Origin of the sequence: Shewanella vesiculosa, assembly GCF_009994065.1 — a bacterium.
GTDB lineage: Bacteria > Pseudomonadota > Gammaproteobacteria > Enterobacterales > Shewanellaceae > Shewanella > Shewanella vesiculosa.
Genome location: NZ_JAACSD010000004.1, coordinates 243173 through 269290 on the forward strand (window position 1 = coordinate 243173; position 26118 = coordinate 269290).

General features: G+C 42.9%; 17 protein-coding genes. 6 read left to right on the top strand and 11 right to left on the bottom strand.

The window, feature by feature from the left end; genetic code table 11:
- Positions 1-360: 360 nt before the first annotated feature.
- On the top strand, positions 361-1494 hold the full coding sequence (locus GW828_RS03355; RefSeq protein ID WP_273057893.1) for an ADP-ribosylglycohydrolase family protein: 1134 nt from the start codon (positions 361-363) through the stop codon (positions 1492-1494).
- On the opposite strand, the gene ovoA is transcribed toward GW828_RS03355, so the two are convergent.
- From ovoA to GW828_RS03375, 4 genes are all read right to left on the bottom strand, one after another.
- Positions 1466-3628, bottom strand: coding sequence for a 5-histidylcysteine sulfoxide synthase (gene ovoA / locus GW828_RS03360; RefSeq protein WP_273057892.1), 2163 nt, complete (start codon positions 3626-3628; stop codon positions 1466-1468). The two genes, GW828_RS03355 and ovoA, sit on opposite strands and share 29 nt — an antisense overlap.
- 119 nt (positions 3629-3747) lie before the next feature.
- Positions 3748-4881: a MalY/PatB family protein gene (locus GW828_RS03365; RefSeq protein ID WP_273057891.1), complete on the bottom strand. Its 1134-nt coding sequence runs from the start codon at positions 4879-4881 to the stop codon at positions 3748-3750.
- Between the two features lie 285 nt (positions 4882-5166).
- Positions 5167-5826, bottom strand: coding sequence for a thiopurine S-methyltransferase (locus GW828_RS03370; protein ID WP_124015110.1), 660 nt, complete (start codon positions 5824-5826; stop codon positions 5167-5169).
- A gap of 98 nt (positions 5827-5924) precedes the next feature.
- Positions 5925-6272 (bottom strand): hypothetical protein, encoded by a 348-nt coding sequence (locus tag GW828_RS03375; RefSeq protein WP_124015111.1) that lies wholly within the window; start codon positions 6270-6272, stop codon positions 5925-5927.
- 289 nt (positions 6273-6561) lie between these two features.
- Here GW828_RS03375 and GW828_RS03380 point away from each other — a divergent pair, with 289 nt between their 5' ends.
- A complete protein-coding gene (locus tag GW828_RS03380; RefSeq protein ID WP_182755378.1) occupies positions 6562-8388 on the top strand; it encodes a protein kinase domain-containing protein in 1827 nt (608 codons plus the stop codon).
- A gap of 143 nt (positions 8389-8531) precedes the next feature.
- Here the strand turns inward: GW828_RS03380 and GW828_RS03385 are convergent, their stop codons facing one another.
- From GW828_RS03385 to GW828_RS03395, 3 genes are all read right to left on the bottom strand, one after another.
- Positions 8532-10928, bottom strand: a complete 2397-nt coding sequence (locus GW828_RS03385; RefSeq protein ID WP_273057890.1) for a zinc-dependent metalloprotease — start codon at positions 10926-10928, stop codon at positions 8532-8534.
- A gap of 39 nt (positions 10929-10967) precedes the next feature.
- Complete coding sequence (locus GW828_RS03390) at positions 10968-14678, bottom strand: response regulator (protein WP_182755383.1); 3711 nt, start codon at positions 14676-14678, stop codon at positions 10968-10970.
- A gap of 279 nt (positions 14679-14957) precedes the next feature.
- The gene (locus tag GW828_RS03395) at positions 14958-16352 is read right to left on the bottom strand and encodes a PhoH family protein (RefSeq protein ID WP_273057889.1); all 1395 of its coding nucleotides are present in this window, start codon (positions 16350-16352) and stop codon (positions 14958-14960) included.
- 324 nt (positions 16353-16676) lie between these two features.
- Between GW828_RS03395 and rapA the strand changes: the two genes are divergently transcribed.
- Together rapA and GW828_RS03405 are read left to right on the top strand one after the other, a co-directional pair.
- The gene (gene rapA / locus GW828_RS03400) at positions 16677-19583 is read left to right on the top strand and encodes an RNA polymerase-associated protein RapA (protein WP_182722388.1); all 2907 of its coding nucleotides are present in this window, start codon (positions 16677-16679) and stop codon (positions 19581-19583) included.
- A 117-nt stretch (positions 19584-19700) separates the two neighbouring features.
- Positions 19701-20576, top strand: coding sequence for a DUF3530 family protein (locus GW828_RS03405; RefSeq protein ID WP_182741613.1), 876 nt, complete (start codon positions 19701-19703; stop codon positions 20574-20576).
- 35 nt (positions 20577-20611) lie between these two features.
- Here the strand turns inward: GW828_RS03405 and GW828_RS03410 are convergent, their stop codons facing one another.
- On the bottom strand, positions 20612-21418 hold the full coding sequence (locus tag GW828_RS03410) for a crotonase/enoyl-CoA hydratase family protein (RefSeq protein WP_273057888.1): 807 nt from the start codon (positions 21416-21418) through the stop codon (positions 20612-20614).
- Positions 21419-21852: 434 nt separating this feature from the next.
- Between GW828_RS03410 and GW828_RS03415 the strand changes: the two genes are divergently transcribed.
- Entirely contained in the window at positions 21853-22848 is a 996-nt protein-coding gene (locus GW828_RS03415; RefSeq protein ID WP_124015119.1) for a response regulator, read from the top strand.
- Positions 22849-22863: 15 nt separating this feature from the next.
- On the top strand, positions 22864-23820 hold the full coding sequence (locus GW828_RS03420; RefSeq protein WP_182696748.1) for a sensor domain-containing diguanylate cyclase: 957 nt from the start codon (positions 22864-22866) through the stop codon (positions 23818-23820).
- A gap of 82 nt (positions 23821-23902) precedes the next feature.
- On the opposite strand, the gene rraB is transcribed toward GW828_RS03420, so the two are convergent.
- The 3 genes from rraB to GW828_RS03435 form a co-directional block, all read right to left on the bottom strand.
- On the bottom strand, positions 23903-24340 hold the full coding sequence (rraB, locus tag GW828_RS03425; protein WP_124015121.1) for a ribonuclease E inhibitor RraB: 438 nt from the start codon (positions 24338-24340) through the stop codon (positions 23903-23905).
- Positions 24341-24440: 100 nt separating this feature from the next.
- Complete coding sequence (locus GW828_RS03430; RefSeq protein WP_124015122.1) at positions 24441-25172, bottom strand: 1-acylglycerol-3-phosphate O-acyltransferase; 732 nt, start codon at positions 25170-25172, stop codon at positions 24441-24443.
- A 168-nt stretch (positions 25173-25340) separates the two neighbouring features.
- Positions 25341-26114: a metal ABC transporter permease gene (locus tag GW828_RS03435; RefSeq protein ID WP_273057887.1), complete on the bottom strand. Its 774-nt coding sequence runs from the start codon at positions 26112-26114 to the stop codon at positions 25341-25343.
- Positions 26115-26118 lie beyond the last annotated feature (4 nt).

Here is a 26118-nt window from a genome sequence, read left to right on the forward strand (position 1 = left end):
AAACAAGCAGGATATCAAAAATAAACCTTTCATCTTTTAGCCGCAATGGTTTAGCCCCGAAGCAAAAGCCAAATCAACAGATATATCATCATAGATTGCTGTACATAATCTGTTACGTCCTCTATATCTTCCACACACTCAAAAAGCGGTTGTACTTGTCGGGGTGAAGATTATGCTTGCGAAATAAATTTAACCTATTGCCTTAAAAAAACGTCTAGTTTTGTATAAATCACGTATCAAGTATGAACATATACGTTTTAATTAATATTCACATCGTAAAAATTATCCATTGGTTATCTATTGTTGCTGTATCTAATGCAGATACGTATTCTTTTTTTACCATGTGAAAGAGGCATTACCATGAATCACAACCCTTCTCAGCCACTTCGCGTTACCTGGGCACTTAAAACAAGCTTTATTGCTGATGCTTTAGCCATGCCAGTGCATTGGTATTATCAACCAATGGAAATCGAGCGTGCTTTTACTGGTGGTATTCAGCGCTTTGAAGCTGCACCTGAGTTTCACCCTTCATCTATTATGTCATTGCACTCAAAACATAAAGGAGGGCGACAATCCAATGATCGGTCGTCTAAGGGACACGCATCTAAAGATCAGCCGCCGCAAGTAATAGGCGATATTATTTTAAAAGATAAGGCGCAGTTTTGGGACAGACCGAATGTGCATTATCATCAAGGCATGCAGGCGGGTGAAAATACCCTTAACGCCCATTGCGCTCGCGTACTGATGCGCACTCTGGCGAGTTCGCCACAACGCTACGACCGACAAGCATTTGTTAATGCCTACATTGACTTTATGACAATGACTCCCGCCGCTCATCCCGATACTTATGCAGAGTCCTACCATAGAGGATTTTTTGCTAACTTAGCACAGGGACGCAAGCCTGAAAATTGCGGCATGATAACTCACGACACTGCATCCATTGGTGCATTGGTAACCATAGCGCCTTTGGTGTTTTCAGAACGACTTAAGGGCATAAGCGAAGCCGAAATAAAGATTACCTGCCGAGCGCATCTGGCCTTAACCCATCCTGATGAATCCTTAATGCAGGTGTGTGATAGCTACGTACAACTCTTGTGTGCTCTGATTGAAGGGCCGGATGAGGCCAGCGCTAAAGCACTTTTACTTGAAGCAAGTAAAGGCTTAACGAGTACTCATTTAGCCGGTCTGTTAAAACGTAATGTGCCCGACAGTCAGGTAGTCGGCCAAGTGTTTTCAAGGGCATGTTATATTTCAGATTCTTGGCCTGTGGTCTTGTATCTGGCCTGTAAATACCAACATGATCCTTGGCAAGCACTGCGAGTGAATACTAACTTAGGCGGCGACAACGTACATCGCGGCATAGTGCTGGGAACCTTGCTTGGATTGCAAAGCGACATTGTGGCCACCAGCTGGTTTGAACAACTGGTAGACCACAAATTGATTGCAGAGGAAATTGAGGCGCTTATCAGCGAGGCAAGCGCTCCCAAACCGTAAGTTCAGACAAGGTATGCTGAAACTTGTGCTGAGTTTCACGGATCACAAACGGCACTTTACGCGGCTCACCGATCAACTTAAAGTGGCTTGATAGTTGATCTTTCAAGCCATCTAACGTGCTGTAGTTTTCACCATCTTTTTTGAAACCCCCTATCCATTCTGCCTTGGGTGTATGTTCTTCCAGCCAAGTGTAAGGCGATGCAATAATAAGCAAACCGCCATCATTGATGCGCTGTGCCATATCCGCCAGAAAACGGCTTGGCTGGTAGAGCCTATCAATCAAATTAGCTGCTAGCACTAGATCATAAGCAGTGAATTGGGGTTTGAGGTTACAGGCATCACCTTGATGAAATGCGACACGGTTTGCATAAGCTTCCAACCCTAGTTCTTGCAGGGTTCGAGTATGATAGCTCACTAATTCGCCTTCTTCCGCTCGGGCATAACGCACTGCGCCTTGCTGTGCCATTTTAGCCGCTAGGCGAGTAAAGTTGGCAGAAAAATCAATACCGTCTACTTCATCGAACTGACGCGCCAACTCAAAACTTGCTCGGCCACAGGCACAGCCTAGATCAAGGGCTTTAACAGTGGGTTTACCCTTCATTGCCTCAAGTGCAATATCAGCTAAGGCTTTAGGGAAATTATCTACGCCATACCAGGTGTCACCAAAGTGAAACTCTGCATATTCTGACAGCAACTGGTCACTTTCGTAGTAAGCCTTATGAGACGTTGCCTCCACTTCAGAGGCAATATAGCGAAATCCTGCATGCTGCAAAAAGTGACGCCTAAATGCATAACGTGCACTAAGGCGTGCTTCATTACCACTTGAAATCCATGAGCCACCTTTGATCAGGTTGTGTTTACCATCAAAAGTTGGCGTGGTGAAATCGTCATACAATGGGTGTACTTTAAAGTTATCGAACGGGTAAATCGGCGTTTCGGTCCATTGCCATACATTGCCCACTACATCAAACCAATTACCATGTTGATAGCGCGTTACCGGGCAGCATGAGGCAAAATGGTCAAGATGCAAGTTAGCATTGGCGGCACTATTCCCCAACTCTTCGACGCCCGCTTGTGCACACAAGCGATACCATTCGTCTTCAGTTGGCATGCGAATTTGTTGCCCGGTTACTACTGTTTTCCATTCACAAAACGCTTTCGCTTCATGGTAGTTAACTTCAGCAGGCCAGTCCCAAGCCATATCAACTTCTTCCGTCATCAAGCGCAAATACCAGCCATTATGCCAACGCCAAAATGCTGGGTGTTTCGCCTCAGTAAATTGCCGCCAAGCCAGGCCTTCATCGCTCCAGAAACGATTTTGCTCATATCCACCGTCCTCAACAAACTCGAGAAACTCCTGATTACTGACTAAATATTGGCTGGCTTTAAATTCAGCGACCTCTGCCTGATGTTGGCCATATTCGTTGTCCCAGCCATAGAAGACACTATCAAGTGATTTGCCAAGATTTACTGAGCCAGCGGCAACGCTGATAAGTTTATTTTTTGGAGCTTGGCCAGTATCTTTGCAAGCTTGCCACTGAAGTAATGGCTGGACTTTGGCCAATTCATGTTGGCGAATGAGTACCGATGACGTCTCAAGGTGGATACGCTCATGCTCAATACCCATGACGATAGGCCACCAGGTGTTGTCCCAATCAATGGGTAGCACCAGGTCCAAGGTATCAATTAATGTTAATACTGTGGCACGTACTTTAGCGCGATAGTCTTTTACCGCAGCAACACTGGGCCAGTCATAACTGTCTTCAGACAGATCATCCCAGCTCATTTCATCAACACCCACCGCAAAAATTGATTCCATATGAGGATTAATCCTATCAGGTATCAGCTTTGCCAATAGTAGCTTGTTGATGAAAAAAGTGGCCGTATGCCCAAGATAGAAAATAAGCGGGTGGCGCAAGGGGATAGGTTTTTGATAAAAACCGGCATCATCGCGCAAACAATCAAACAGTTGCGTATAGGTATCAAAGGTGTTGGTGAAGTAAAGCGCTATTTCTTGGCGCTTATCATCCACGGTGCCACTGTTGAGTTTAGGGGTTCTGCGCAATGCTCCAGAGTCAACAAACGTTGTCGATCGTTTAGCCATTTCTTGAGCGTTTTGTATAGGTAATGTCATCGTGGAACACGTTCCCTTAATTCTTATTCTACATTTATACGAGTAACTACTGGATGAAGGGTCAATTTTTTTACTTTATATGGATATTACCCGTAAAAAAACAAAAGTTTTGCCGGCGGTTAAACGTCTCTGCCCTGCAGTTTTTTAATGGCTTCGACTAAATAATCTCGTGAACAGCCGAAGTTCAAGCGAAAACAGTCTTTATCACCAAAGTCTCTGCCCGCTGATGGGCCGACACCTTTGGCTTCACACCAGGCTTGCGTATCGGTAACTTGCAACCCGCTGGCATCAACCCAGAGTAAAAAAGTTGCCGCGGGTGCGATAGCTTTTAAACCGTCGATTTTGTTAATTTCAGTGACTAAATAATCGCGATTTTCTGTTAAATAAGCCACTTGTTGTTGATGCCACTCATCACAATGTCTGAAGGCTGCATTGGTGGCAGTAAGGCCTGTCACAGTGACCGATGGCATAATTCCACGGGCGGCATGGTTAAAGGCTGCTCTTAATTTTGCGTTGGGAATAATAGCAAAAGACGTACCTAATCCCGCAATATTGAAGGTTTTACTCGCGGCCATCAATGTCACTGAATGCTCAGCCAACTCTGGGTGCGCACTGGCAGGTAAATGTGGCACGTCATCTAAAATTAAATCACAGTGTATTTCATCCGAACACAGCATGACGCCATGCTTTGTGCATATTGCTGCAATTGTGTCGAGTTCTGCTTGGTTTAAGACTGTTCCAAGCGGATTCATTGGATTACACATAATAAATAAGCTGGCTTTGGGATCCGCGGCCGCCGCTTCTAAGGCATTAAAATCGAGTGTCCAGCGCCCTGCCACTTTTATCGAACCTATACAGGTTCGGTTGAGATGATTAATACCCGCTGCAGCTAATATAGGAGGATAATTGGGTGTTTGTACGATAACCGTATCCCCTGTTTGGCAATATGCTTTAAGAGCCACATTAAACGCCGGCACTACACCCGGAGTCCACACTAGCCAACTGGGATCAATCTTCCAGTTATATTGACGTTGACACCACGCCACAACGGCCTCACAGGCATCGGTATCGTGAGCCGGTGAGGTATAACCGAACAGACCATCATCAATGCGCTGATGTAAGGCAGATAAAATAGGTTCAGCACAGCGAAACTCAGTATCAGCAATCCACATAGGCAATATATCTGTACCTTTGTATTTTTCCCATTTATGGGCTTTTGACCATCTGCGGTCAGGTTTATCACTGAAATTCATTGCGGATCCTTTGATTATTCATGTGGTAGCCTACAGAAAATAGCTGACTTAGCCTGTTGCTATTAACCCTTGGTTTGGCCTTAGTTATGCTTTTACTCTGCCTGTGCAGCTAGACTCGGTCCGTGAGCTGGCACATTTAGCGGCAATTTATGCCGACGCTGAAATCGATTTGTGTCCACCGATAACGCTGAGAGCATAACCCTTATGCTCTCCACTGCAATGGCTTAACAAACTATTGAGCCTAAAAAACCTACAGAGTATATCGGTAGGTTTTTGGGGGCATTGTTATGATTTTCGAGTCAATTTATACACAGCTTCATTAAGCCAAGGCACCTGTTTATAAACAAACCTAGAGTTATCGGCCAACACGTCAGCACACTCAAGTAACTCGACCGTAAAATAAGCTGTTAAGTAGGTTTCAATCCAGGTTGGACTCACAGCAAACGGTGGTCCTTTTAGGGTTTCTTGTGGGTAATCAAGGGTAATGAGTAAACCACTAACATCAGCAGGCACTAGTGCAGCTAGTGTATGAACATACTGTTGGCGCATTTCTTCAGGCCAAGCAATCAGTGCAGCGCGATCATAAAAGCCGCTAATCGATGATGTTAATTGGGACGGTAGAGTAAAAATATCACCTTGATATAAGGTCACTTGCTCGGCAGAGAATACCGCGTGATCATTAATACGAGACTCTTGATACACTATATCGTTATCAGTAAAAAAATCTTTTACCGCGATTAAGCTTAATTCACAGCCCAACACCGTATGACGCTGTTCGGCCAAATAAAACATATCTAACGATTTACCACATAAAGGAACAAACACCTCACTATTTTCAGGTAAGCCCAAATGCGGCCAATATTTTACTAAAAATGGGTTCACTTGGTTTAGATGAAAACCGATTTGTTGTAATTGCCATTTTTCATGCCAAAAGCTGGGTTCCATAATGCTATTCTTCAGTCAAGTTGCTAGTGTTGTGCAGGCTACTTTAAAGACTAAAAAAAAGGGATGCAACTGCCGTTACTGATTTAGCAATATGCGACCTAGGCTTTGCCGTCTAGAGTCATTTGTACTTGCCTTAACCAACGACAGTTTTCACATTGGCACTTTCTTCGCGACATATGGTGTGGGCTTAAATTAGAATCGATGTAATCAACTGCGATTAATAATTGCTGCTTTAATTCGTCGATTGACTTCAACTCAAGTGCGACCATTTCATCATTATGATTAATCCACACACATTCTTCACCCTGATGACATGTTATGCATTGCTCATCACTTTGATTAAAAAATACCGCATGCGGACAATGGGTCACTTCCATAGACTGTAAAATTCGCTGCCGAGGAAAATTAAACAACTGAATTAATTCAGCTTTATTTATATTATGCATATAACCTCTCACAAAAAACATTCATTAACTGCTGCAACCATAATACCCAGTGTTGATTCATTTTGATTTGATATAGGTCAAGGTTTACATATCGGATTTTTTTAGATAGGAAGCCGCTGTTAATCAATTAAAAATAGCGACTGATATGGGCTCTTTGAGTGATTTGCAGCTAAAAAGGTTAAATAGACTTTATGATATATCAATGGAATCACATGTTTTAAATAACCAGCACTTGCCGTCGTAAGGTTAATCAAGGTTTAATGAGTTAACAGTCAATGGAGGCTAACCTTTGCAAACACCGCAGCTGCAGCACTTTTATATTAACGAAGAGCAGTCTATCTATCTGCTAAGCGCTAATGACGCCCGTAAGCATAAAGCATGGGTTCGTCTGTGTAAGCAACAGCTCAGCAAGCTGGGATATCAACAAATTGAATTTATTGGTAAAGGCGCTTATGGTTTTGTGTTTGCAGGAGTCAATGAGTTTAACCAGTCGCATGTGTTTAAATTCTCAAGAGTAAATTTACCCCAAAGTGTTCAAGATAGGCTGGAAGAAGAAGCCTATATGCTCAGCCAAGTGCATCATCCTAACGTGCCTGGAGCGATTAAATTTGAACGCGTAGGTAAGCAGGGAATATTAGTCATGGAGCGGGCTCAAGGCGAAGATTTAGACAAAATTTGTCAGCGATTAGGTGCCTTACCCCCTGTAATGGTGGTGAGTATTGCCAGGCAATTGGCTAATATTTTATATTATCTGCGCAAAGGCAAGCCTCTAGTACACGGCGATATTAAGCCATCGAACTTAGTTTATGATATTGAAACCGACAAGCTATCATTAATCGATTGGGGGTCTGCGGTATTTGCTCAGCGAGATGAACACAACCGCGCGGTTGATGACAATGTTATGTCCTTATTATCCAGCGATCAGCAGCATACCAATGCTCGCATGGGAGATGTTTACTTTATTGGTGACGAGCAACTGAGTGGCGCATTATCAACACCAAGATTTGACGAGCAAGGCGCAGCGGCAACCCTGTATGCACTCGCATCAGGCCAAATCAGTCGTTTCGGCACTAAAGTCATTCCAGCCACCAGCATAGGATTGCCCATAGAACTGGCAAAAACACTCGATGCAATGCTCAGCGACGATGTAGAACGGCGCAATCTTGCTGGTGATTATTTCCTCAAAAGTCTGCGTCACAGCCATAGAATGCATTTACCGATATTATCGACTCCGCCGTTAACCCCCGACATTCCAGTGTGGGCCCAACCGCGCTCAAAAACGGTTGAAACAGTGAGTTATAGTTCACGAAAATCATTTTTAAAAGAGCACAATACTCAAGATCCCATTGCTAAAATGGATGATGTGCAACTGGATAAATATTATCGTAACTTTATGGCCGGTATGGCTGATACCGAAAAAGGCTTTATTGCTGCAGTAGGCCGTTTAGCACAGTATCCGATTGTCGGTGGTCTCGTGATCCATTGGCAAGAATCAGGGGTATTTATTGACTCCAATTTAGCCATTTACGATCCCGACAGCAAAGCACCGTTAATATTAGCGGTGAATAACATGGTCACTATGGCGCGGGGAATTAAACGAATCGGAGTATTTAAAGCTTGTTTCTTCAATGCTAAAGATACCTTGCATCTTGAGCGAAAAAGCACCGAGCACCAATATAAAATAACCGGTGAACTGCAAATGCCTTTTGAAGTCGGTGATGTGCCCACTTTAGAAGACAAATCTCGGCTGCATTCATACTTTGAAGACGGTAAAGATCCAGAAGAAAACTTAGAACTACCAGCAGAAATCATGACAGAACTTGGCTGGTTAAACCAAATACATCATACAGGTTGTATTATTTTTGAAGCGCTACCAAACCACTTAAAAATTCATAGCTATTTACGGTTATTAAATCCACGTAAACAAGCTTCGTTTCGGGCCTGTTTAGATCGTATTATCGCTCATGCCAATAAAATTCAAGGTCATGGGATTTCAGGCTTCATGAAACTGCCCTACAAGAATACCCGTCAATTTAGCCATATCGATCGTAAAGCAGATAACTTCTATCCTAAAAACCCTAAAGAGATTGATCATCAAGTTGCGCATAATGAGTGATGAAACTATATGCCATCATCCACTTTAATATTTTTAACCACATAACAAGCATGTTTTAAAGCTGCCACAAGCTAAAACGCGACCCGATAGGGTCGCGTTTTATTAGCCGTTAAAAATATTTGCCGTAAAAATAATGGGCTATGTTAAATCGGCGAGCCAGGTGGCATGTCCACAGGCTTAGTAATAAGTCGATAACTTGAGTCATCCATCCCTTTGGTTATCCCTTGAAATAACCAATCATAATGTGCTGATTGATAATCGCTACCACGATTACTGCGGCGTTTAAGCTGCTTAATAATATAATCAACTCTTGCCGCCAACTGGGCTTTCACTTCAGGGGCTGTTTTAGGATTATGATACGTCGCTAATAGGCCATCAATCACCACAGTGTTCACCCGCATTTGCTCTGCTAAACCTTGTCCACTAGGTAAATCTTGGTACAAGGTTGCGCCAACAAGTTTATCAATTAATTTAACCACCGACAGCTGCTGACTATCGCCCATATAGGCCTGACTGACTCGATTTAAACGCTCTGGCGCTAATAGTTGAGTCACAACATGACGGCTCATGACTTCAGCCATCGCAGCAGGATCGGTAATCACACCTAAGTTTGATCCAAAACTTTCACGGGTTTTAGCATAGTTTCCCGCTTTAGGAACCAAAGCTTGCAATATATTATTCGGTACTAATAAACTCTTGGTTTGCAAACTCATCAACAAGGTATCGAGTGCAGCAAATTGCATTTCAGGGCGAATATAATTCCAACGTACACCAGCGCCGACTTGTTGATAACTGTAATCTGTTCCGCCGATCCACTTTGCTGCGGCGTCGATTTGATAACGAGTCAGCAAGTAGATAGGCACAAACACATCGGCTAATTCGCCATGGGGCTCATCGGCTAATAATGCATCTGAATTAAAATCGTCAATCGCTTTACGGCGCACGGTTTCTAAACGCACTAACTCAGCAACAGCATCGTTACCACGATCCCATAAACTGGCATATGCATTACTGGCGCTAACACTGCGAGAATCTGCTTCACCAATATAACGAAAACCTTTAGTCAAGGTCGATGTTAACAATGCATCCGTTTGTTTTATATCACCATAACCATACGCTATGGTGTATTTATCCCACTCACCAATACCTTCACGATATGGGGTGGCGATATCGATTTTATCGTTTTGAATACTGGCATATGGGTGCGGATAATCCATCACCGAGGCATCATCATTTGTTGACGCGGCAAAGTTATGATCCAGTCCTAAAGTATGGCCCACCTCATGCGCGGCTAACTGACGAATACGAGCAAGTGATAATGCCATTGCCGCGTCGGCTGCGGCTTTACGATCTGGCCATCCAGCAATAAGTCCCCTAGCGATGAGGTGATCTTGGCGAACTCTCAAACTGCCTAAAGTGACATTACCTTTTATAATTTCACCCGTTCGCGGATCGGTAACCGCTGCGCCATATGACCAGCCTCGGGTGGCGCGATGTACCCATTGGATCATGTTATAACGCACATCTTGAGGGTCAGCACCTTCGGGCAGTAATTCCACCTTAAAACCATCGATAAAGCCAGCGTCAGTAAAGGCCGTTTCCCACCAGCGGGCGCCTTCGAGTAAGGCGCTGCGGATCGGCTCTGGTACACCGGAATCAAGGTAATACACAATGGGCTTAACCACTTTGCTAGGCGCATCCCCAGGCGTGACCTTCTGTAATCGGTGGCGTAATAAATGACGTTGTATCAGCGGTTGATCAACCGCAGTAGAATAATCGGCATATTGATCAGACAAATAACCGCTCATAGGATGATAATTGCGGGCTTGATAACCGGCCTCTGGCAGTTGTACAAATGAATAACGCACCCGTACAGACAGCATTTTACCGTCTGGAGTGACTTGCTCAACTTGCTTACCCGCTTTGCTAGCCGTAAAGGTTAAATTAACATCAACATCTGCATTTCGTGCAAACGATTTAATCCCTTGCGGTAAAATGACGGAACGGCTGCGGTCTAAGCTATAGGTGCCTTGATTGGTTGCCGCCAACACATCAGTTACACCATGCAAATCATTAATCACTAGGTCATTAATTGCAACGATTGCCGTTTTACCTGCCACAACTTTACCGCGCCATAAAATCGACTCAGCAAAGGCTTGTGTAACCGCTTGGCGTTCAGCGACATTATCACTAGAGGCGCGAAAATTAGGATTAAGCTGCTTTAAAATAATGAAAGGGCCGTGCTGTTCAAATTGCACCATGCGGGTTTGGCCTAATTGGCCACGATCTAAACCAATATCATTTGAACCCACACCATGAGGTAAGCTGGTCAGCAATAAAAAGGGTTGATTGAGTTTATCTGCTTGTAGGTATAACTCAGCGGATTTAGCATCGTAAAATAGATTGATAAAGCCTGTTGCAGCCTCAGCATTGTTGATTATTGTTTGGGCTGAGTCGCTAGCCGCTATTGCGGCTGTAGAAAATAATGGTGCTGGCGTAATCGCCAGCAACAGTGCCAATGAAATACTACGGCGGACCATAATTAATCTCCTTGTCGGTAATGTCCTATCGTCAAAAGACTACTCGTCTTTATGATTGTGTTTATATGTAATCCAATGCGATAAGGTTTCAAATAATTCAGTAAGCACAATTGGCTTAGTGATATGGGCATTCATGCCTGCGGCTAAACTTTTCTCTTTATCACCGGACATTGCATGGGCAGTCATGGCAATAATCGGCATTTGTTCTTTACTAAAACGTTTGCGTAATTCTGCGGTAGCGGTTAATCCATCCATTATTGGCATTTGAATGTCCATTAACACGGCATCAAACGGCTTAGAATCGATCACATCTAACGCCACTTGGCCATTATCGGCAATCACCACTTCATAACCGGCACTTTTGAGTAATTCAGATGCCACTTGTTGATTAATAAAGTTATCTTCAACCAATAGCACTAAACCGGATGCTTTAGTAGGTTCGGCTTCAATAATAACCGGCATAGCATTAAGCTTTGGCTCTTTGGCAAAAGCATTAATAATTTCATCAAACAAGGCCGAAGCTTTGAACGGTTTTTGTAATACGGCATAAACAGAATCTTTTTGTAATTCATGGTCTAATGGTTCTGCTGCATAAGCTGTCATTAAAATAATAATCGGACGTTTTTCTAAGCTGCCGTCTTCAATCATTTGATCAACGGCTTTAATCACGTCACAACCGTTCATTTCTGGCATCATCCAATCTAGCAACAATAAATCGACCGGCTTTTTACGTAAAATCTCCAGAGCCTTTTGGCCGCTGTCGGCGGTATTCACTCCAAAGCTGAAATCTGTCATTAATGTAGAGTAAATCTGTAATGCACTTGGATTGTCATCAACCACCAGTGTAGTGAGATTATTTAATTGTTCTGGCACCACTAATGGCTCGACGACTTGTTCTTCGGCAATTTCAAAGCTAATGGTAAAACTGAAGGTACTGCCCGATCCTAGCTCGGACTCTACTTGCATGGTGCCGCCCATCATCGACACTAAATGTTTACTGATCGATAAACCTAAGCCAGTGCCGCCATATTTACGTGTGGTTGAACCATCGGCTTGTGAAAAGGCATCAAACAGCATTGCTTGTTGATCTTTACTGATCCCAATACCGGTATCGCGTACCCAAAACTTCATGGTAATGCGATCGTCACGCTCACCCACATCTTCACAACCCAGCTCAACTTCACCCGTTTGGGTAAATTTAACCGCATTAGACAATAAATTAACGATGACTTGGCCTAAACGCAGCGGATCGCCGTACAGGATAAGTCCTGCGGTGACTGGCGCATACAGCAGTAATTCAACGCCTTTTTCTTGCGCTTTCATGGCATTAATATCAATAACATGATCAAGCACTTTATCCAGCGGAAAAGCGACTCTTTCTAACTCTAATTTACCGGCTTCGATTTTAGAAAAATCTAGAATATCGTTGATAATACGCAGTAACGACTGCGCTGAGAAACCAGCTTTATGAAGGTAATCTTGCTGTTGCGGGGTTAAATTAGTCCGTTGCGCCAACTGCAGCATGCCAATAATCGCGTTCATTGGCGTGCGAATTTCATGACTCATGTTAGCCAAAAATTCACTCTTATACATATTGGCCAATTCAGCATCTTGTTTGGCTTCGAGCAAGGCCACTTCGTTACTCTTCTGACGGGTAATGTCTTTATGAGTACCGAGCATCCGCTTACTGCAACCGTCCTCAGAAAATTCGACTGCGCGACCTCGGGATAACACCCAGTAATACTGGCCATTTTTACCGCGCATTCTGAACTCAATTTCATAAGTACCTACCGGATCACGCACATACTGAGAGCGATATTCCTGCACCCGGTCACGATCGTCAGGATGATACAATTCATCGATTGATTCGAGTAATGGCGGAAATTCATGGGCTTGATAACCCAACATCGAATAGAAGGCCGGATTACAAATAATCTGTTCCGAATCAATGTACCAATCCCACAATCCATCTTCTACCGCATCCATAGCAAGATGATAACGTTGCTCAGACATCCGCAATTGTTCAGCTGCCTCGTATTCACGAGTAATATCACGCCAAACGGAAATCAAACCTAATAGGTCGCCACGGCGATTATAAAATGGCAGTTTAAAGGTATCGAGTAATACTGGTTTACCTTCAATATTCACCCGCTCTTGGTAACGTAATGAATGCTGTTGGGTCAATACTTTGTTATCTTCCTCACCAATGCGCTGGCCCTGCTCTGGGCTAACCACTTCTGATGAGGTTAAGCCAATAATCTCATTTTCGCGGTAACCCAGCATTCTTTCTGCTGATTTGTTACAGCCTAAATATTTACCTTCTTTATCTTTAAACACAATCGCTTCAGGGATTGAGTCGATTAATGACCGCAATAGTGCAAATTCACGTTCACGGCGCTCAGTCGTTTCACGTAAACGCTGAGTTCGGCGCGCCACTAAATTATCTAGGCGTTTATTTTGTTCGGCTAGATGATGAGTATATTGGCGGTTTTCTTCAAAAATACGGCTCACCAGTGCAAACCACGGCTCCCAACCATGAGTCATTTTTTCCGGCGGTCTAATTGGTGTTTGAGAACACGCTTCCAAGTGTGTGAGCAAGCGTGAAGCTGGGCTAACGAATGCACGACGCGTTTGCCAATGCACAATAGTGACCAGCAGTGACAAGGCCAACACCACTAACAAAAAGCTCAGTTGCAGCTTGTCCCACGAATCTTTAAATAAATCATCTTCATCTTGCAAATACAGCAAGCGCCATGGGGCGTTATGCAGTGCAACGCTGTGAATATAATAGCCGTTACGTAAAATGCCTTCGTGGGCATCAAATAACTCAGATTCAGACAACGAATGTAACTCTGCCGGAATGCGCTGGCTAATGTGATAAACCTTATTCATCTCATTAGAATCAAAGTCACTGTGAGATAAAATATTGTTTTGCTGATCAAGCAAAATCACCGTACCAGGCATTTTAAAGTAAGTACGAATTTGCTTATCTAACGACGACAAGGTCATGTCTAAATTAATTGAACCAATAAACTCATCGTCTAAATATACCGGTAAACCTAGCGTAGTAATTAAGCCTTGGTGGGCGGAGTCAATGTAGGCCTCACTCCAAAATACGCTGCGTTGCGGGTTCATTGAAGGGGTCGATAATTGAAACTGTTTCTTATTGAGTAATTCATCTCTAAAGCGTAAGTCATTACTTTCCCATGGGTAAAATGACATCATTCGACGTTTAGAAATATAATAAATTGATGAGGCTTTAGGGGCTGCTTCTTTGGCAACGGGGAAAGATAATGATAGCTCAAACAGCATTTCCAACTCTTGGTAGAAGCTCTCACTACGTCCTTCTAGTGAGCCCGCACCAGTAATCCTGCCCATGTTAGTAAATGGCAAGCCGCTGTTAGCGTAATTGGGTTCTAAGGTAAAATACTGGCCATCTTCGTTAAACTTTTCATATTCTGGTAAGCGTTGTTTACGCACAAACTCACCTAAGCGTAGATGATCAACAGCCACATCACGTAAACTTTTCACAGCGCGAATACTCGACTCGAGCAATAAGTCGATTTGCATAACATGACGGGCAACCTGCTCTTCTCGCTGTTGAATTTGCTGCTCTTTTTGACGTTCAAACATAATGCCTGCCGTCAGTAACGCCATCACAATTACCCCGATATAAGTGTAGAACACCGCTCGGTTATAATTACGTTGAATAGGAGATTTTAGTTGTAAATCTGGCTCAGTCGGTTTCATTAACCACCCTTGATACAGCGTAAAAAAAGACCCGCTGTCGAACGAATAACACCAAAAAATTCGGTAATATAAAACTATTGATTATGATATCAGGAACATAAGCTCAAGCACATGTATTAATAGCCCAAGGGACTTGCCCAACCTGCGGCCAGTAAACATCACAAACCTTAAGACTTATTTAAAAGATTGATAATACATAAGGTTATCCAATGTAACCTTATGTATGTATGAGAATATCAGCTTCTTTGGTGCAGATAACGCTTTCTATTGGTTAACCGATTACAGATGCTCCTCAGCAAATTCAGCTAATCGTGAACGAACCACACCATTGAGATAAATATTAGCGCTGCCTTCAAAGTCTTTAAAACGCTCGACTATGTAGGTTAAGCCTGACGTCACTGCGGTTAAGTAAGTCGAATCTATTTGGGCTAAATTACCACTGCAGATCAGCTTAGTACCCTCACCCATTCGGGTGATCATGGTCTTAATTTGTGATGCGGTGAGGTTTTGGCATTCATCTAAAATGACCACTGAGTTTTGAATCGAGCGACCACGCATAAAGTTAATCGACTTAAATTGAATGTTGGCCTTTTCCATTATGTAGTTCACGCTGCCGCTAGGGTTAACATCATTTTTGTGGAGCACTTCTAAGGTATCGGTAATTGCGGCTAGCCAGGGAGTCATCTTCTCTTCCTCGGTGCCAGGTAAAAAACCTATCGACTCAGCAATTTCGGGGGTGTTACGAGTTACAATGATTTTGTCGTAAAGTTTACGCTCAACCACCAGCTCTAATGCAGCCGCCATGGCTAATAGTGTTTTACCGCAGCCAGCGGGCCCCGTCAGAATAATCAGTTCGATGTCAGGATCCAGCAAGGCATCAAGTGCCATTCCTTGATAAATATTCTTCGGTTTAACCCCCCAAGCTTGATGATGCAATAAGCGATCGCGGCCACGATCAATGATCTCTAGGTATTGATCTGTTTTACTGGCAACACGGCCGCAAAAATCGGAACTGTCGTCAATTAAATACTGATTAAGATAAAAATTTTCATTACCAAGATGCTCCAATGGTACTTGATGAACAGTATGGCGGTCTTTGCGATCGGTAGAGACTTTATCGATATTTTGCCAAAAATCACCCGGGAACTGGTAAAAGCCTTTAGCAAGAAAGCGCACATCATCAATCAATTGATCAGTACGATAATCTTCTACTCGCTCAATACCGGCGCCTTTGGCCTTTAAGCGCATGTTAATGTCTTTGGTAACGAGCACTACGGTGCGGGGAAAATGAAGTTTTTGTAAATGCAGCGCGGTATTAATAATGCGGTTATCGTTATTATCGCCAGGGAGTGAGCCGATAATAAATTCTATTTGATGATCAGGAAAAATCGACAAATGCCCCGATACCTCAGCATGCTCCTCGCGTTTAGGTAATGGAACGCCTTTTAAAATTTGCTCCGGAGTAGTGGGTCCCCCCAAAATATCTTCTAATGCTCGTATGGCAACCCGAGCATCACGACTCACATCTCGCTTCCTGTCCTTAATACTGTCGAGCTCTTCTAACACAGTCATGGGAATAATTACGTCATGTTCTTTAAACGAATATATCGCTAAAGGTTCATGCAGTAACACGTTGGTATCCAGTACAAACAACTTTTTGTCGTCTTGTTGCATGGTGCCTCCAGAGTGCTCTCAATGAATAGAATCAGTATCACTTAGCTAAACGTATAACATTAAAGGGATAATTAAAGTCTTTATTGAAAACAGGCCATTGCCATAACAATGCTGCCTTCATAAAATATGCCACTGGCTGAAGAAAAACTCAATGTCATCATTAACGCCTTTGTTTCACACTATGACGTCAATGTGACGCTAACATGTCAAGATGGTGTAAAAATGAACATCTACACGATAAATCAATGCTAGAATTTCAATCTGGATGGGTTTGGTTTAACATACGCCCCCTTTTTTGTTTCACGCAATAAATGAGAGTAGAAGATGCCGTTTGCCTTAGGTCAACGCTGGATAAGTGATACCGAGTCAGAACTCGGATTAGGAACAGTCGTTCAAGTTGAAGGCCGCATGGTTACGCTGCTATTTCCTGCCACTGGAGAAAACCGGATGTTTTCTCGCAGTGAAGCTCCCTTAACCCGGGTTATTTTTAACCCCGGAGACACTGTCGAAAGCGGTGAAGGTTGGAGTATCACCATTGAAGAGCTTGAAGAAAAAAATCAATTGGTGATTTATCACGGGATCCACAGCGAAACCAAAGAAAAGGTCAGTCTTCGTGAGACGATGCTGAACCACAATATTCGTTTCAATAAGCCCCAAGACCGTTTATTTGCTGGGCAAATTGATCGCTTAGAACGCTTTGGTGTACGTTACCAATGTCAGTTATTACGCCACAAATTAGCCACATCAGACTTACTCGGTCAGCAAGGCCCACGAGTTGGCTTAATTGCTCATCAACAATGGATTGCTCATGAAGTCGGTAGTCGCTATGCGCCGCGTGTATTATTGGCCGATGAAGTAGGGTTAGGTAAAACCATTGAAGCGGGTTTAATTATTCATCAGCAGTTACTCACAGGTCGTGCTGAACGCATTTTAATTATCGTACCCGATACGCTACGTCACCAGTGGTTAGTTGAAATGTTACGTCGCTTTAATTTACGTTTTTCAGTGTTTGATGAAGATCGTTGTGTTGAAGCTTATGCCGACAATGATAATCCGTTCTATACCGAACAATTGGTTATTTGTTCACTTGATTTATTGCGTAAGAAAAAACGTCTTGAACAAGCTGTCGATGCCGATTGGGACTTAATGGTTGTCGATGAAGCTCACCATTTAGAATGGTCAGAAGATGCGCCAAGCCGCGCCTATAAAATCGTTGAAGCGTTAAGTGAAGTCGTCCCTGGCGTATTGCTATTAACTGCAACACCAGATCAACTGGGCCATCAAAGTCACTTTGCACGTTTGCGCCTACTCGACCCAGATCGTTTTTATGACTACGATGCTTTTTTAGCAGAAGAATCAAGCTATAAAGATGTGGCAGAAGCCGCTGAAGCATTAAGTAAAGACAGTAAATTACCCGACAGCGCCATTAATAGCTTAACCGAATTGCTGAGCGAAAAAGACATCGAGCCAAGTATCCGCTTGATCCAGTCAAAGGATGTTGATGCCGAATCACAGCAAGCGGCACGTCAAGAATTACTGCAAGAATTACTCGATCGTCATGGTACTGGCCGCGTTCTTTATCGTAACAGTCGCGCCTCAGTGAAAGGGTTTCCTAAGCGTTTGTTTAATGCCTATCCACAAGACATGCCAGCACAATACGTTACCGCGGAACGTGTCAATGCCATGATGGGCAGCGCCAAACAACCACAAGATAAAGCCGCTCAGGCATTGAGCCCTGAAAAACTGTATCAAGCTTTTGAAAGCGACAGTGCTAGTTGGTGGAAATTTGATCCTCGAGTAGATTGGTTAATTGAGTTTTTAAAGTCTCACCGCAGCAAAAAAGTACTGATTATTGCCAGCCAAGCTGAAACGGCTTTGAGTCTTGAAGAAGCATTACGTACTCGCGAAGGTATTCAGGCAACGGTTTTTCATGAAGAAATGTCGATTATTGAACGTGACAAAGCCGGGGCGTATTTTGCCCAAGAAGAAGGCGGTGCTCAGGCATTAATTTGTTCTGAAATCGGTTCTGAAGGTCGCAATTTCCAATTTGCTAGCCACCTAGTACTGTTCGATTTGCCGCTTAACCCTGACTTACTAGAGCAGCGGATTGGCCGTTTAGATCGTATTGGTCAGCTAAACGATATTCAAATTCATTTACCTTACCTGCGCGATACCGCCCAAGAAAGATTAATGCGTTGGTATCATCAAGGATTAAATGCGTTTGAACTCACTTGCCCGAGCGGACATGTGTTATTTAACGAATTTGCTGATGAGCTGATTAACGTGCTGTGCGACGATGATGAAGAGATAATGACCCAATTACTCAATCATACTCAGCATCGCTACAAAGAGCTTAAGCAAGCAATGGAGCAAGGCCGCGATAAACTGCTAGAGATCAATTCTCATGGCGGCGAGCGTGCTAATGCGTTAATTAAACGCTTGTCAGACAGTGATAATGATACCCATCTAATCGGTTCAGTGATCCGTTTATGGGACATTATTGGTGTTGATCAAGAAGATCGTGGTGAAAACTCGATTATCTTGCGCCCTAGTGAACACATGATGTTCCCAACGTATCCTGGGCTGCATGAAGATGGCATCACAGTCACCTTCGATCGCACCACGGCGTTGGCACGTGATGACATTGCCTTTATTTCGCAAGAGCACCCTTTAGTACAAACTGGCTTAGATTTAATCACCGGCTCAGATACCGGCACCACCAGTGTGGCCATTCTAAAAAATAAGGCACTACCTGCAGGTACCCTGTTTTTAGAATTGATTTACATGGCCGATGCCTCGGCGCCAAAAGCGAGTCAGCTATACCGTTATTTACCACCCACTCCTATTAGAGTGTTGCTGGATAAAAATGGCTTAAACATGGCTGACAAAGTGGATTATGCCAGCTTTGATAAGCAACTTAGTGCGGTTAACCGTCATATTGCCAGTAAGCTTGTTAATGCATCGCAGCCTATTTTGCACCCTTTATTGGCCAAAGGTGAAGAGTTTGCCAAGCAATCGCTAGCACAGTTAGTGGTCGATGGCCGCGCTAAAATGACTCAGCAACTCACTGGCGAATTAGAAAGACTAGAAGCCTTAAAAGCAGTGAATCCGAACATTCGTGAAGACGAACTAGAATATATTCGTAATCAAATGGTCGAATTAACGGGCTACATGGACAACAGTCAATTACAGCTTGATGCAATACGTATGGTGCTTGTTAGCCACGTATAACGCTTAACTCGTTGTAGCAATAATGTCGTGTAAAAAATGCCCTGTTTATCAGGGCATTGTTTTTACTCATCGTTATACATTAAGCTAATCATATTAAGTGTTTTTTACTGAGAGGTTATGGTGCAATTAGGACGACTAAGTCTGTTATTAATCGTAACAGTAAGCTTATTAATGGCCATGGCGAGCGTAAAAGCGCAGCAACCTTATGCTTACCTATCTGCTGATGAAATAAAATTTATCACTATTGACGGTAAACAAAGTGAAATTCTGGTCCGGTCTTGGCAGAGCAAAAAACACTTTGGCTCGGCGGTGATTGTGGCCGCGTCAGACACAGATGCAGATGCCGCGGGTTTAGCCAGCTATCTGCGGACTAATATTAATAGCCTCGGCTGGGCGAGTATTAGCCTCACACCAGCAAAAGGCTTATATCGACCAAACTATGCCACTAAACCTGAAGAAATTACTAAAGCAGGCACAGAACAATTACAATTAAGTAGTGACAAAAGCATTCCTAAATATGAATCATCTCAGTTACTTGAACTGAGAAATTTTCAACAAACCAATCTAAATGAAGCCCTAAATCAATTACCCGCAACCACCAGTTTGTTCCCTGGCGGAAAGATTATGATTGTGCTTGATGACAGCGCCGGCATGATCATCAATTTGCTCTATGAAAAAAAAATTCCTACGCCAGATGTACTGGTCATCATCAACCCTTATCGCGAGTACGAATATTTAATTGACCCGCAAAGTCAGCGTAAATCAATTGCCGAGCAATTAGTGACTATGTCGATTCCAATACTCGATATTCAATCGGCTGATGCACACCCTAATTCGATTGAACAAGCTCCTACTCGACTTAATTACAATCAAGTTAAACCGGCTCGATACTATCGCCAATATCAGATGAGTTTAGATTTAAGCAATGCTAGTGGCTGGGAAGAAGCCCTGAATCAAATTGAAGGCTTTTCCCGAACCGTTATCGGTAGATAGTTATTGCATTGATACATTAATGCTAATCGATTTACTTACCACCAAGACTGACGAACGCGATAGGCCTTATGTGGATTTTTAGTTTGTCTAATCGCAGCAATCAACCGGTTTTTCCCCAATAACAATCGAATTTGGCTCAACGATTCCCGGGCTAATAAACTGCGTACAGAGGCACTCCAACTTTGATTGATACTGCGTTTAATGGCGGCATTGGCATCGGGCGAAGTACGCATAATTTTTTGAGCTAATGCCGTAGCATACTCATAAGCGTTATCACTTATTTGAGTCACCAAACCTAGCTCAAGCGCTTGCTCAGCAGTTAAAATATCCGCGGTATAGGTCAACATCAACGCTTTGTCTTTCGGCATAATTTGTCTTAATGCCACCAAACCAGCCATATCTGGCACAAGCCCCCACTTTGCTTCCATTATCGACAACTTACAATGTGGCGTGGCAATACGAATATCAGCCCCTAAAGCTATTTGGGTGCCACCGCCATAACAACAGCCGTCTAACACCGCAATAACAGGAATCGGTAAACGCTGCCAGCCCAAAGACACCCGCTGAGCTAAGTTTGCATTACCTGGCAACCACTTAAATAATAGCTTCAAGGCACTGGTGGGTGAACTCGCCACACTCTTCACATCTAAGCCTGAACAGAAATTGCCTTCGGCGCCGGATAAAATCACCGCATTAATCTGTTTATCAGCTCTGATCTGCTTAATAAGCGCATCTATCGCGGTAAACATCTCAACATTAAGCGCATTTATTTTACTGGGTCTGTTTAAGCAAACATGGGCAATACCATGCTCAACCCTGAACTTAATTAACTCTTTTTCCATAAAGCACCCTACTACTGGTCAGTCCAGTTTTTAGACTAACATATCTGGACTATCTGCCGAATAGTAATAACATGACAAATAATCAGCATTGGTCAAAATGTTGCCACGCTTTATTTTGAACAATATTCCATTGAGTGTTAGCCTGATACAGTATTAATTTAGGCGTAACCATCCAATCTTCATGCTTCTACACTAAATATAACGCCAGATTGATATGACATTGATGACATTGTGGTAACAGCTATACAAATGTTACCAACTTAATTAAATGTTAAAACTAAGTTATCAATATTGTAAGCAAATACGTATAATGAGCTAACGAACAAAAAATCGCTGTAAATAGTCTTATAATTATAACTATCCGCCTCATACCACTCGCGGTTGCATTAATGGGTGTTTTTTTCTTAAAGGCGAAATAAGGAAGACCAGCAACAATGACCATTCCAATATTAATATGCGACGACTCTGCACTCGCCAGAAAACAAATGGCAAGAACTCTCCCCAAAGACTGGGACGTTGAAATTAGCTACGCCACCAATGGTGCCGAAGGGCTTGAGGTCATTCGCGCAGGTAAAGGTGAGATTGTCTTTCTCGATCTCAACATGCCGGTCATGGATGGTTATGAAGTACTCCAAGCGGTACAACAGCAAGATTTACCCGCGCTGATCATTGTGGTGTCAGGTGATATTCAAATTAAGGCCCATGAGCGAGTCAAAGCTTTAGGTGCTCTGGACTTTATTCAAAAACCCGTTAGTGCAGAAGCTATCAGCCATATTTTACAAGAGTACGGCATTTTAACCCTTACTCAGGGTAATAAAGCTGACGACACTCCAATGATGAAAGTTGATATGCGTGACGCATGCCAAGAAATCGCTAACGTCGCTATGGGTAGAGCCGCAGACTTACTCGCTAAACTTCTAGATGTATTTGTATTATTACCAATCCCAAATGTGAACGTGCTAGAAGTTAGTGAATTAACCATGGCCTTAAAAGCCACCGAGCGAAACTCAACTGTCTCAGGGCTGTGCCAAGGATTTATTGGTGCAGGAATCGCTGGTGAAGCGTTATTGCTGTTCCATGACTCTAGCTTTGAAGACATGGCCAAATTGATGGGCTTAGATAATCCAGAAGACATCACCACAGAAATAGAAGTGATGATGGATACCGGTAACGTGCTCATAGGAGCATTTCTAAATGGTATATCTGAACAACTTGACATGAAATTCAGTCAGGCACATCCGGTTGTACTTGGCAGACATTGCAGCGTCAATGAACTCATTCACGACAACTCAGACAAATGGCAACGAACTCTAGCGATGGAAATCAACTATCGAATCGAAGATTACAATATTCAATGTGATCTTTTGCTGCTGTTTACTGAAGACTCTATTCCTACGCTTAACTATAAGCTTGGCTACTTACTCGATTAATGTTGGATACTCTTTATGTCAAATGACCAAAGTGCGATGAATGAGCTTCACTGGCTAATCGATATGGTGCAAACCATTGAGGTAGGCTTAGTTGTGCTCGATCGCGACTATAATATCCAGCTTTGGAATGGTTTTATGGAAAACCACAGCGGCGTATCACCGAACTCCATTAAGGGTAAAAATCTGTTCGAACAGTTTCCAGATTTACAGGCTGATTGGCTGAAGAAAAAAATGGAATCGGTATTTGTATTAAAAAATCGCACTTTTATTAGTTGGGAACAACGTCCATACGTATTCAAGTTTAAAAACTATCGGCCAGTAACGGGACGAGCTGATTTTATGTATCAGAACATTACCTTACTACCATTAGCTTCATTAACAGGGCAAATCACCCACATCAGTATTATTGTCTATGATGTAACCGATATAGCGGTAAATAAACTGCAATTAAAATCGGCCAATGAGCAACTGGAGCAATTAAGCCAAACCGATGGCTTAACCCAGCTACATAACCGTCGCCACTGGCAAGATTGTATGGAAAAAGAGTTTGATCGCTATTCACGTTACGGTGATGCGGCATCTTTAGTCATGATTGATATCGATAATTTCAAACTGATTAACGACAAGTATGGTCACCCTGCTGGCGATAAAGTTATCCAACATATCGCTTATCTGTTAAAACAAGCATTACGTGAAACCGACTGTGCCGGCCGTTATGGTGGTGAAGAGTTTGGCGTGGTGTTATCTAAAACCACAGCCGAAGATGCACTGAACTTTACCGAACGGTTACGAAAACGCATTGAAGAATCTGAAATAGCATTCGAAAATCGCCTGATAAAAGTCACTATAAGTATAGGGATTAATGATTTAGATTCAGAAATAGACAATAGCTCTACCTGGTTATCCGGTGCAGATAAAGCACTATATCTTGCTAAACAACAAGGTCGTAATCAAAGCATTATTAATAAATAATAGGTTATCAATAATTGCTATTCAGCCATAAAAAAACGCTCATCATGGATGAGCGTTTTTACGGTATTCAGCAAATGATTACTTAGTGAAATTTATCATCTGAGTCATTATCATCTTCGTATTCATCATCTTCAAATTCATCGTCTTCTTCGTCGCCTTCAACTTCATCACCAACAAAGTAAGTTCCCCAACCGTCATAGTCTACTTTTTGCTTGGCGGCGAGTTGAATTAACTGTTCACAGGCTTTATCCAATAAAGGCACTTCTAACTTATGCTTAGCGATAGCATCAAAACAGAAAATAATCGAGCCATCTTCAAGCTCCATTTCTTCGGCATCGTTCACTTCAAAACCGAGTTTAAATGCGTCAACAGCGGCTTTTTCTAAACGATCAAAATTGGTCGCAGAAAAATGATGTTCAATAGTATATTCCGCATCAGGCTCTGAACCATCGGCAAGTAAGGCATCAACAATTTCAAGATTTTCAGCAAATTGTTCTTTTAACTGACGCTCAACAGACATGGATTACTCCGTAAATAGGACCTGTAAAAATTTATTCAATTATACCCAAACTGACACAAGTTGCGAGTTTATGAGCGATGTTAGGCGACCGATAACAATATTATTGCGCTTGTAGCATTAATGCTTGTGCTTCTTTATTCAATTCGACCAAACGTGCTGACATTAATTGATGCACTTTAGCATTTAATGCTTTCACATCATTTTTATCTAAACCTGCCGTGGCTACTGGCGCCATCATTTCTACAATCACCACACCGTTGTTCCAACGATTTAGGTTTATATGATTCTGACAAGACGCTAAGACTGGCACTATGGGTGCTTGGGCAGCTATCGCAGTGTGAAAAGCACCCACTTTAAAGGGTAATAATCCACGACCACGAGAACGAGTTCCTTCAGGAAATATCCACACTGACAGGAGTTTATTTTTCATCTTATCGACTGTTTTCGCCATAGTATCAAACGCACTATGACGGTTTTTACGATCAATAAGAATATTGCCCGATAACCAATAAATTTGCCCGAATAACGGCATCCATAGCAAACTTTTTTTACCTAAGCTCACTGTCGCTTTAGGCACCACTGATGTATGGGTAAATAAATCAAAATTATTTTGATGATTAGCTAAGTAAATACAAGGTTGCGGAGTAGCACTCGCAGAGTGAACACGTTTAATGACTTTAATGCCCAATACTGGCGCAACGGAACCAAAAAAACGGGCCACAAAATGTACATTGTCGCGATGCATAGGCCGAAATAGGCAAATGACAACCGAAAATATAAAGGCTAAAAATAATAGCACGGCGAGAATGATTGAACGAGCGATAAGCAGCACAGCATACTCCTGCAATAAAATTGGCGTCAGTATAGCGATGCTAGTCTAGGGACTCAACGTTTTGTTTACATATGTACGCTGAAATACTCTGCCCCTGTGAGCAGGGGCAGAGTAACAAGCTTTCTATGAAAGATTAGCCATTGGGTTAACAAGTTAATTATTAGTGGCTTAACCAGCTAATACTGGCAATCGCAGTTTTAGCAACATTCTAAATAAAAATGCACTTAACGCTAATGTTGCCACTATGGCTGCACCACTGGGTAAGTCATAACTAGCAGACAACAGCAACCCAGCAATATAACCCACAATACCGACCCCATACGCCAAAGCGAGTTTGGGTTTACCATGATATTGGTTTAAGGCCAAAGCCGGCAAAATTAGGGTGCTAAACACTAAATACACTCCCACGAGCTCCACCGACAAAGTAATCACTAAGGCAAATAGAAAGTAAAACCCAGCACCATCTAATATTCGCGGTTTTGCGATAATAATCCCCAGAATACCAGCAGAAACCACTGCCGGTAGTGCTAACTGAGACCAACTCACCCACAATATTTGCCCCGACATTAATTGCTTTAATAACTCAGCACCATGAGGGTCGTTGGCTAATAACAACATTGCCGCCACCGCACTGAGTACATAAAAGCAGCCAATAAATGCCTCGAGCTCACCGACTAACCGCTTTGCCATCCAAGCAATAATGCCTGCACCGCCTAGAGCAAACAACGCAGGCATCCACACATGGGCATAGGGTAAATCCTCTAGCCTATGATCAATGTGCGATACTATCGCCCCTAAGGCTGCAACTTGAGCAATAGCCAAATCAATAAAGATAATGCCACGCTTAAGCACTTGTTGACCTAACAGCACATGGGTTGATAATACCAATAACCCTGCCGCTAACGCAGGCAACAGGATAGACAGTAGCTCAACATCAAACATAGTG

Coding starts and splice junctions, on each gene's coding strand:
- GW828_RS03355 (WP_273057893.1), top strand. CDS start 361: ATGAATCACAACCCTTCTCAGCCACTTCGCGTTACCTGGGCACTTAAA.
- ovoA (WP_273057892.1), bottom strand. CDS start 3,628: ATGACATTACCTATACAAAACGCTCAAGAAATGGCTAAACGATCGACA.
- GW828_RS03365 (WP_273057891.1), bottom strand. CDS start 4,881: ATGAATTTCAGTGATAAACCTGACCGCAGATGGTCAAAAGCCCATAAA.
- GW828_RS03370 (WP_124015110.1), bottom strand. CDS start 5,826: ATGGAACCCAGCTTTTGGCATGAAAAATGGCAATTACAACAAATCGGT.
- GW828_RS03375 (WP_124015111.1), bottom strand. CDS start 6,272: ATGCATAATATAAATAAAGCTGAATTAATTCAGTTGTTTAATTTTCCT.
- GW828_RS03385 (WP_273057890.1), bottom strand. CDS start 10,928: ATGGTCCGCCGTAGTATTTCATTGGCACTGTTGCTGGCGATTACGCCA.
- GW828_RS03390 (WP_182755383.1), bottom strand. CDS start 14,678: ATGAAACCGACTGAGCCAGATTTACAACTAAAATCTCCTATTCAACGT.
- GW828_RS03395 (WP_273057889.1), bottom strand. CDS start 16,352: ATGCAACAAGACGACAAAAAGTTGTTTGTACTGGATACCAACGTGTTA.
- rapA (WP_182722388.1), top strand. CDS start 16,677: ATGCCGTTTGCCTTAGGTCAACGCTGGATAAGTGATACCGAGTCAGAA.
- GW828_RS03405 (WP_182741613.1), top strand. CDS start 19,701: ATGGTGCAATTAGGACGACTAAGTCTGTTATTAATCGTAACAGTAAGC.
- GW828_RS03410 (WP_273057888.1), bottom strand. CDS start 21,418: ATGGAAAAAGAGTTAATTAAGTTCAGGGTTGAGCATGGTATTGCCCAT.
- GW828_RS03415 (WP_124015119.1), top strand. CDS start 21,853: ATGACCATTCCAATATTAATATGCGACGACTCTGCACTCGCCAGAAAA.
- GW828_RS03420 (WP_182696748.1), top strand. CDS start 22,864: ATGTCAAATGACCAAAGTGCGATGAATGAGCTTCACTGGCTAATCGAT.
- rraB (WP_124015121.1), bottom strand. CDS start 24,340: ATGTCTGTTGAGCGTCAGTTAAAAGAACAATTTGCTGAAAATCTTGAA.
- GW828_RS03435 (WP_273057887.1), bottom strand. CDS start 26,114: ATGTTTGATGTTGAGCTACTGTCTATCCTGTTGCCTGCGTTAGCGGCA.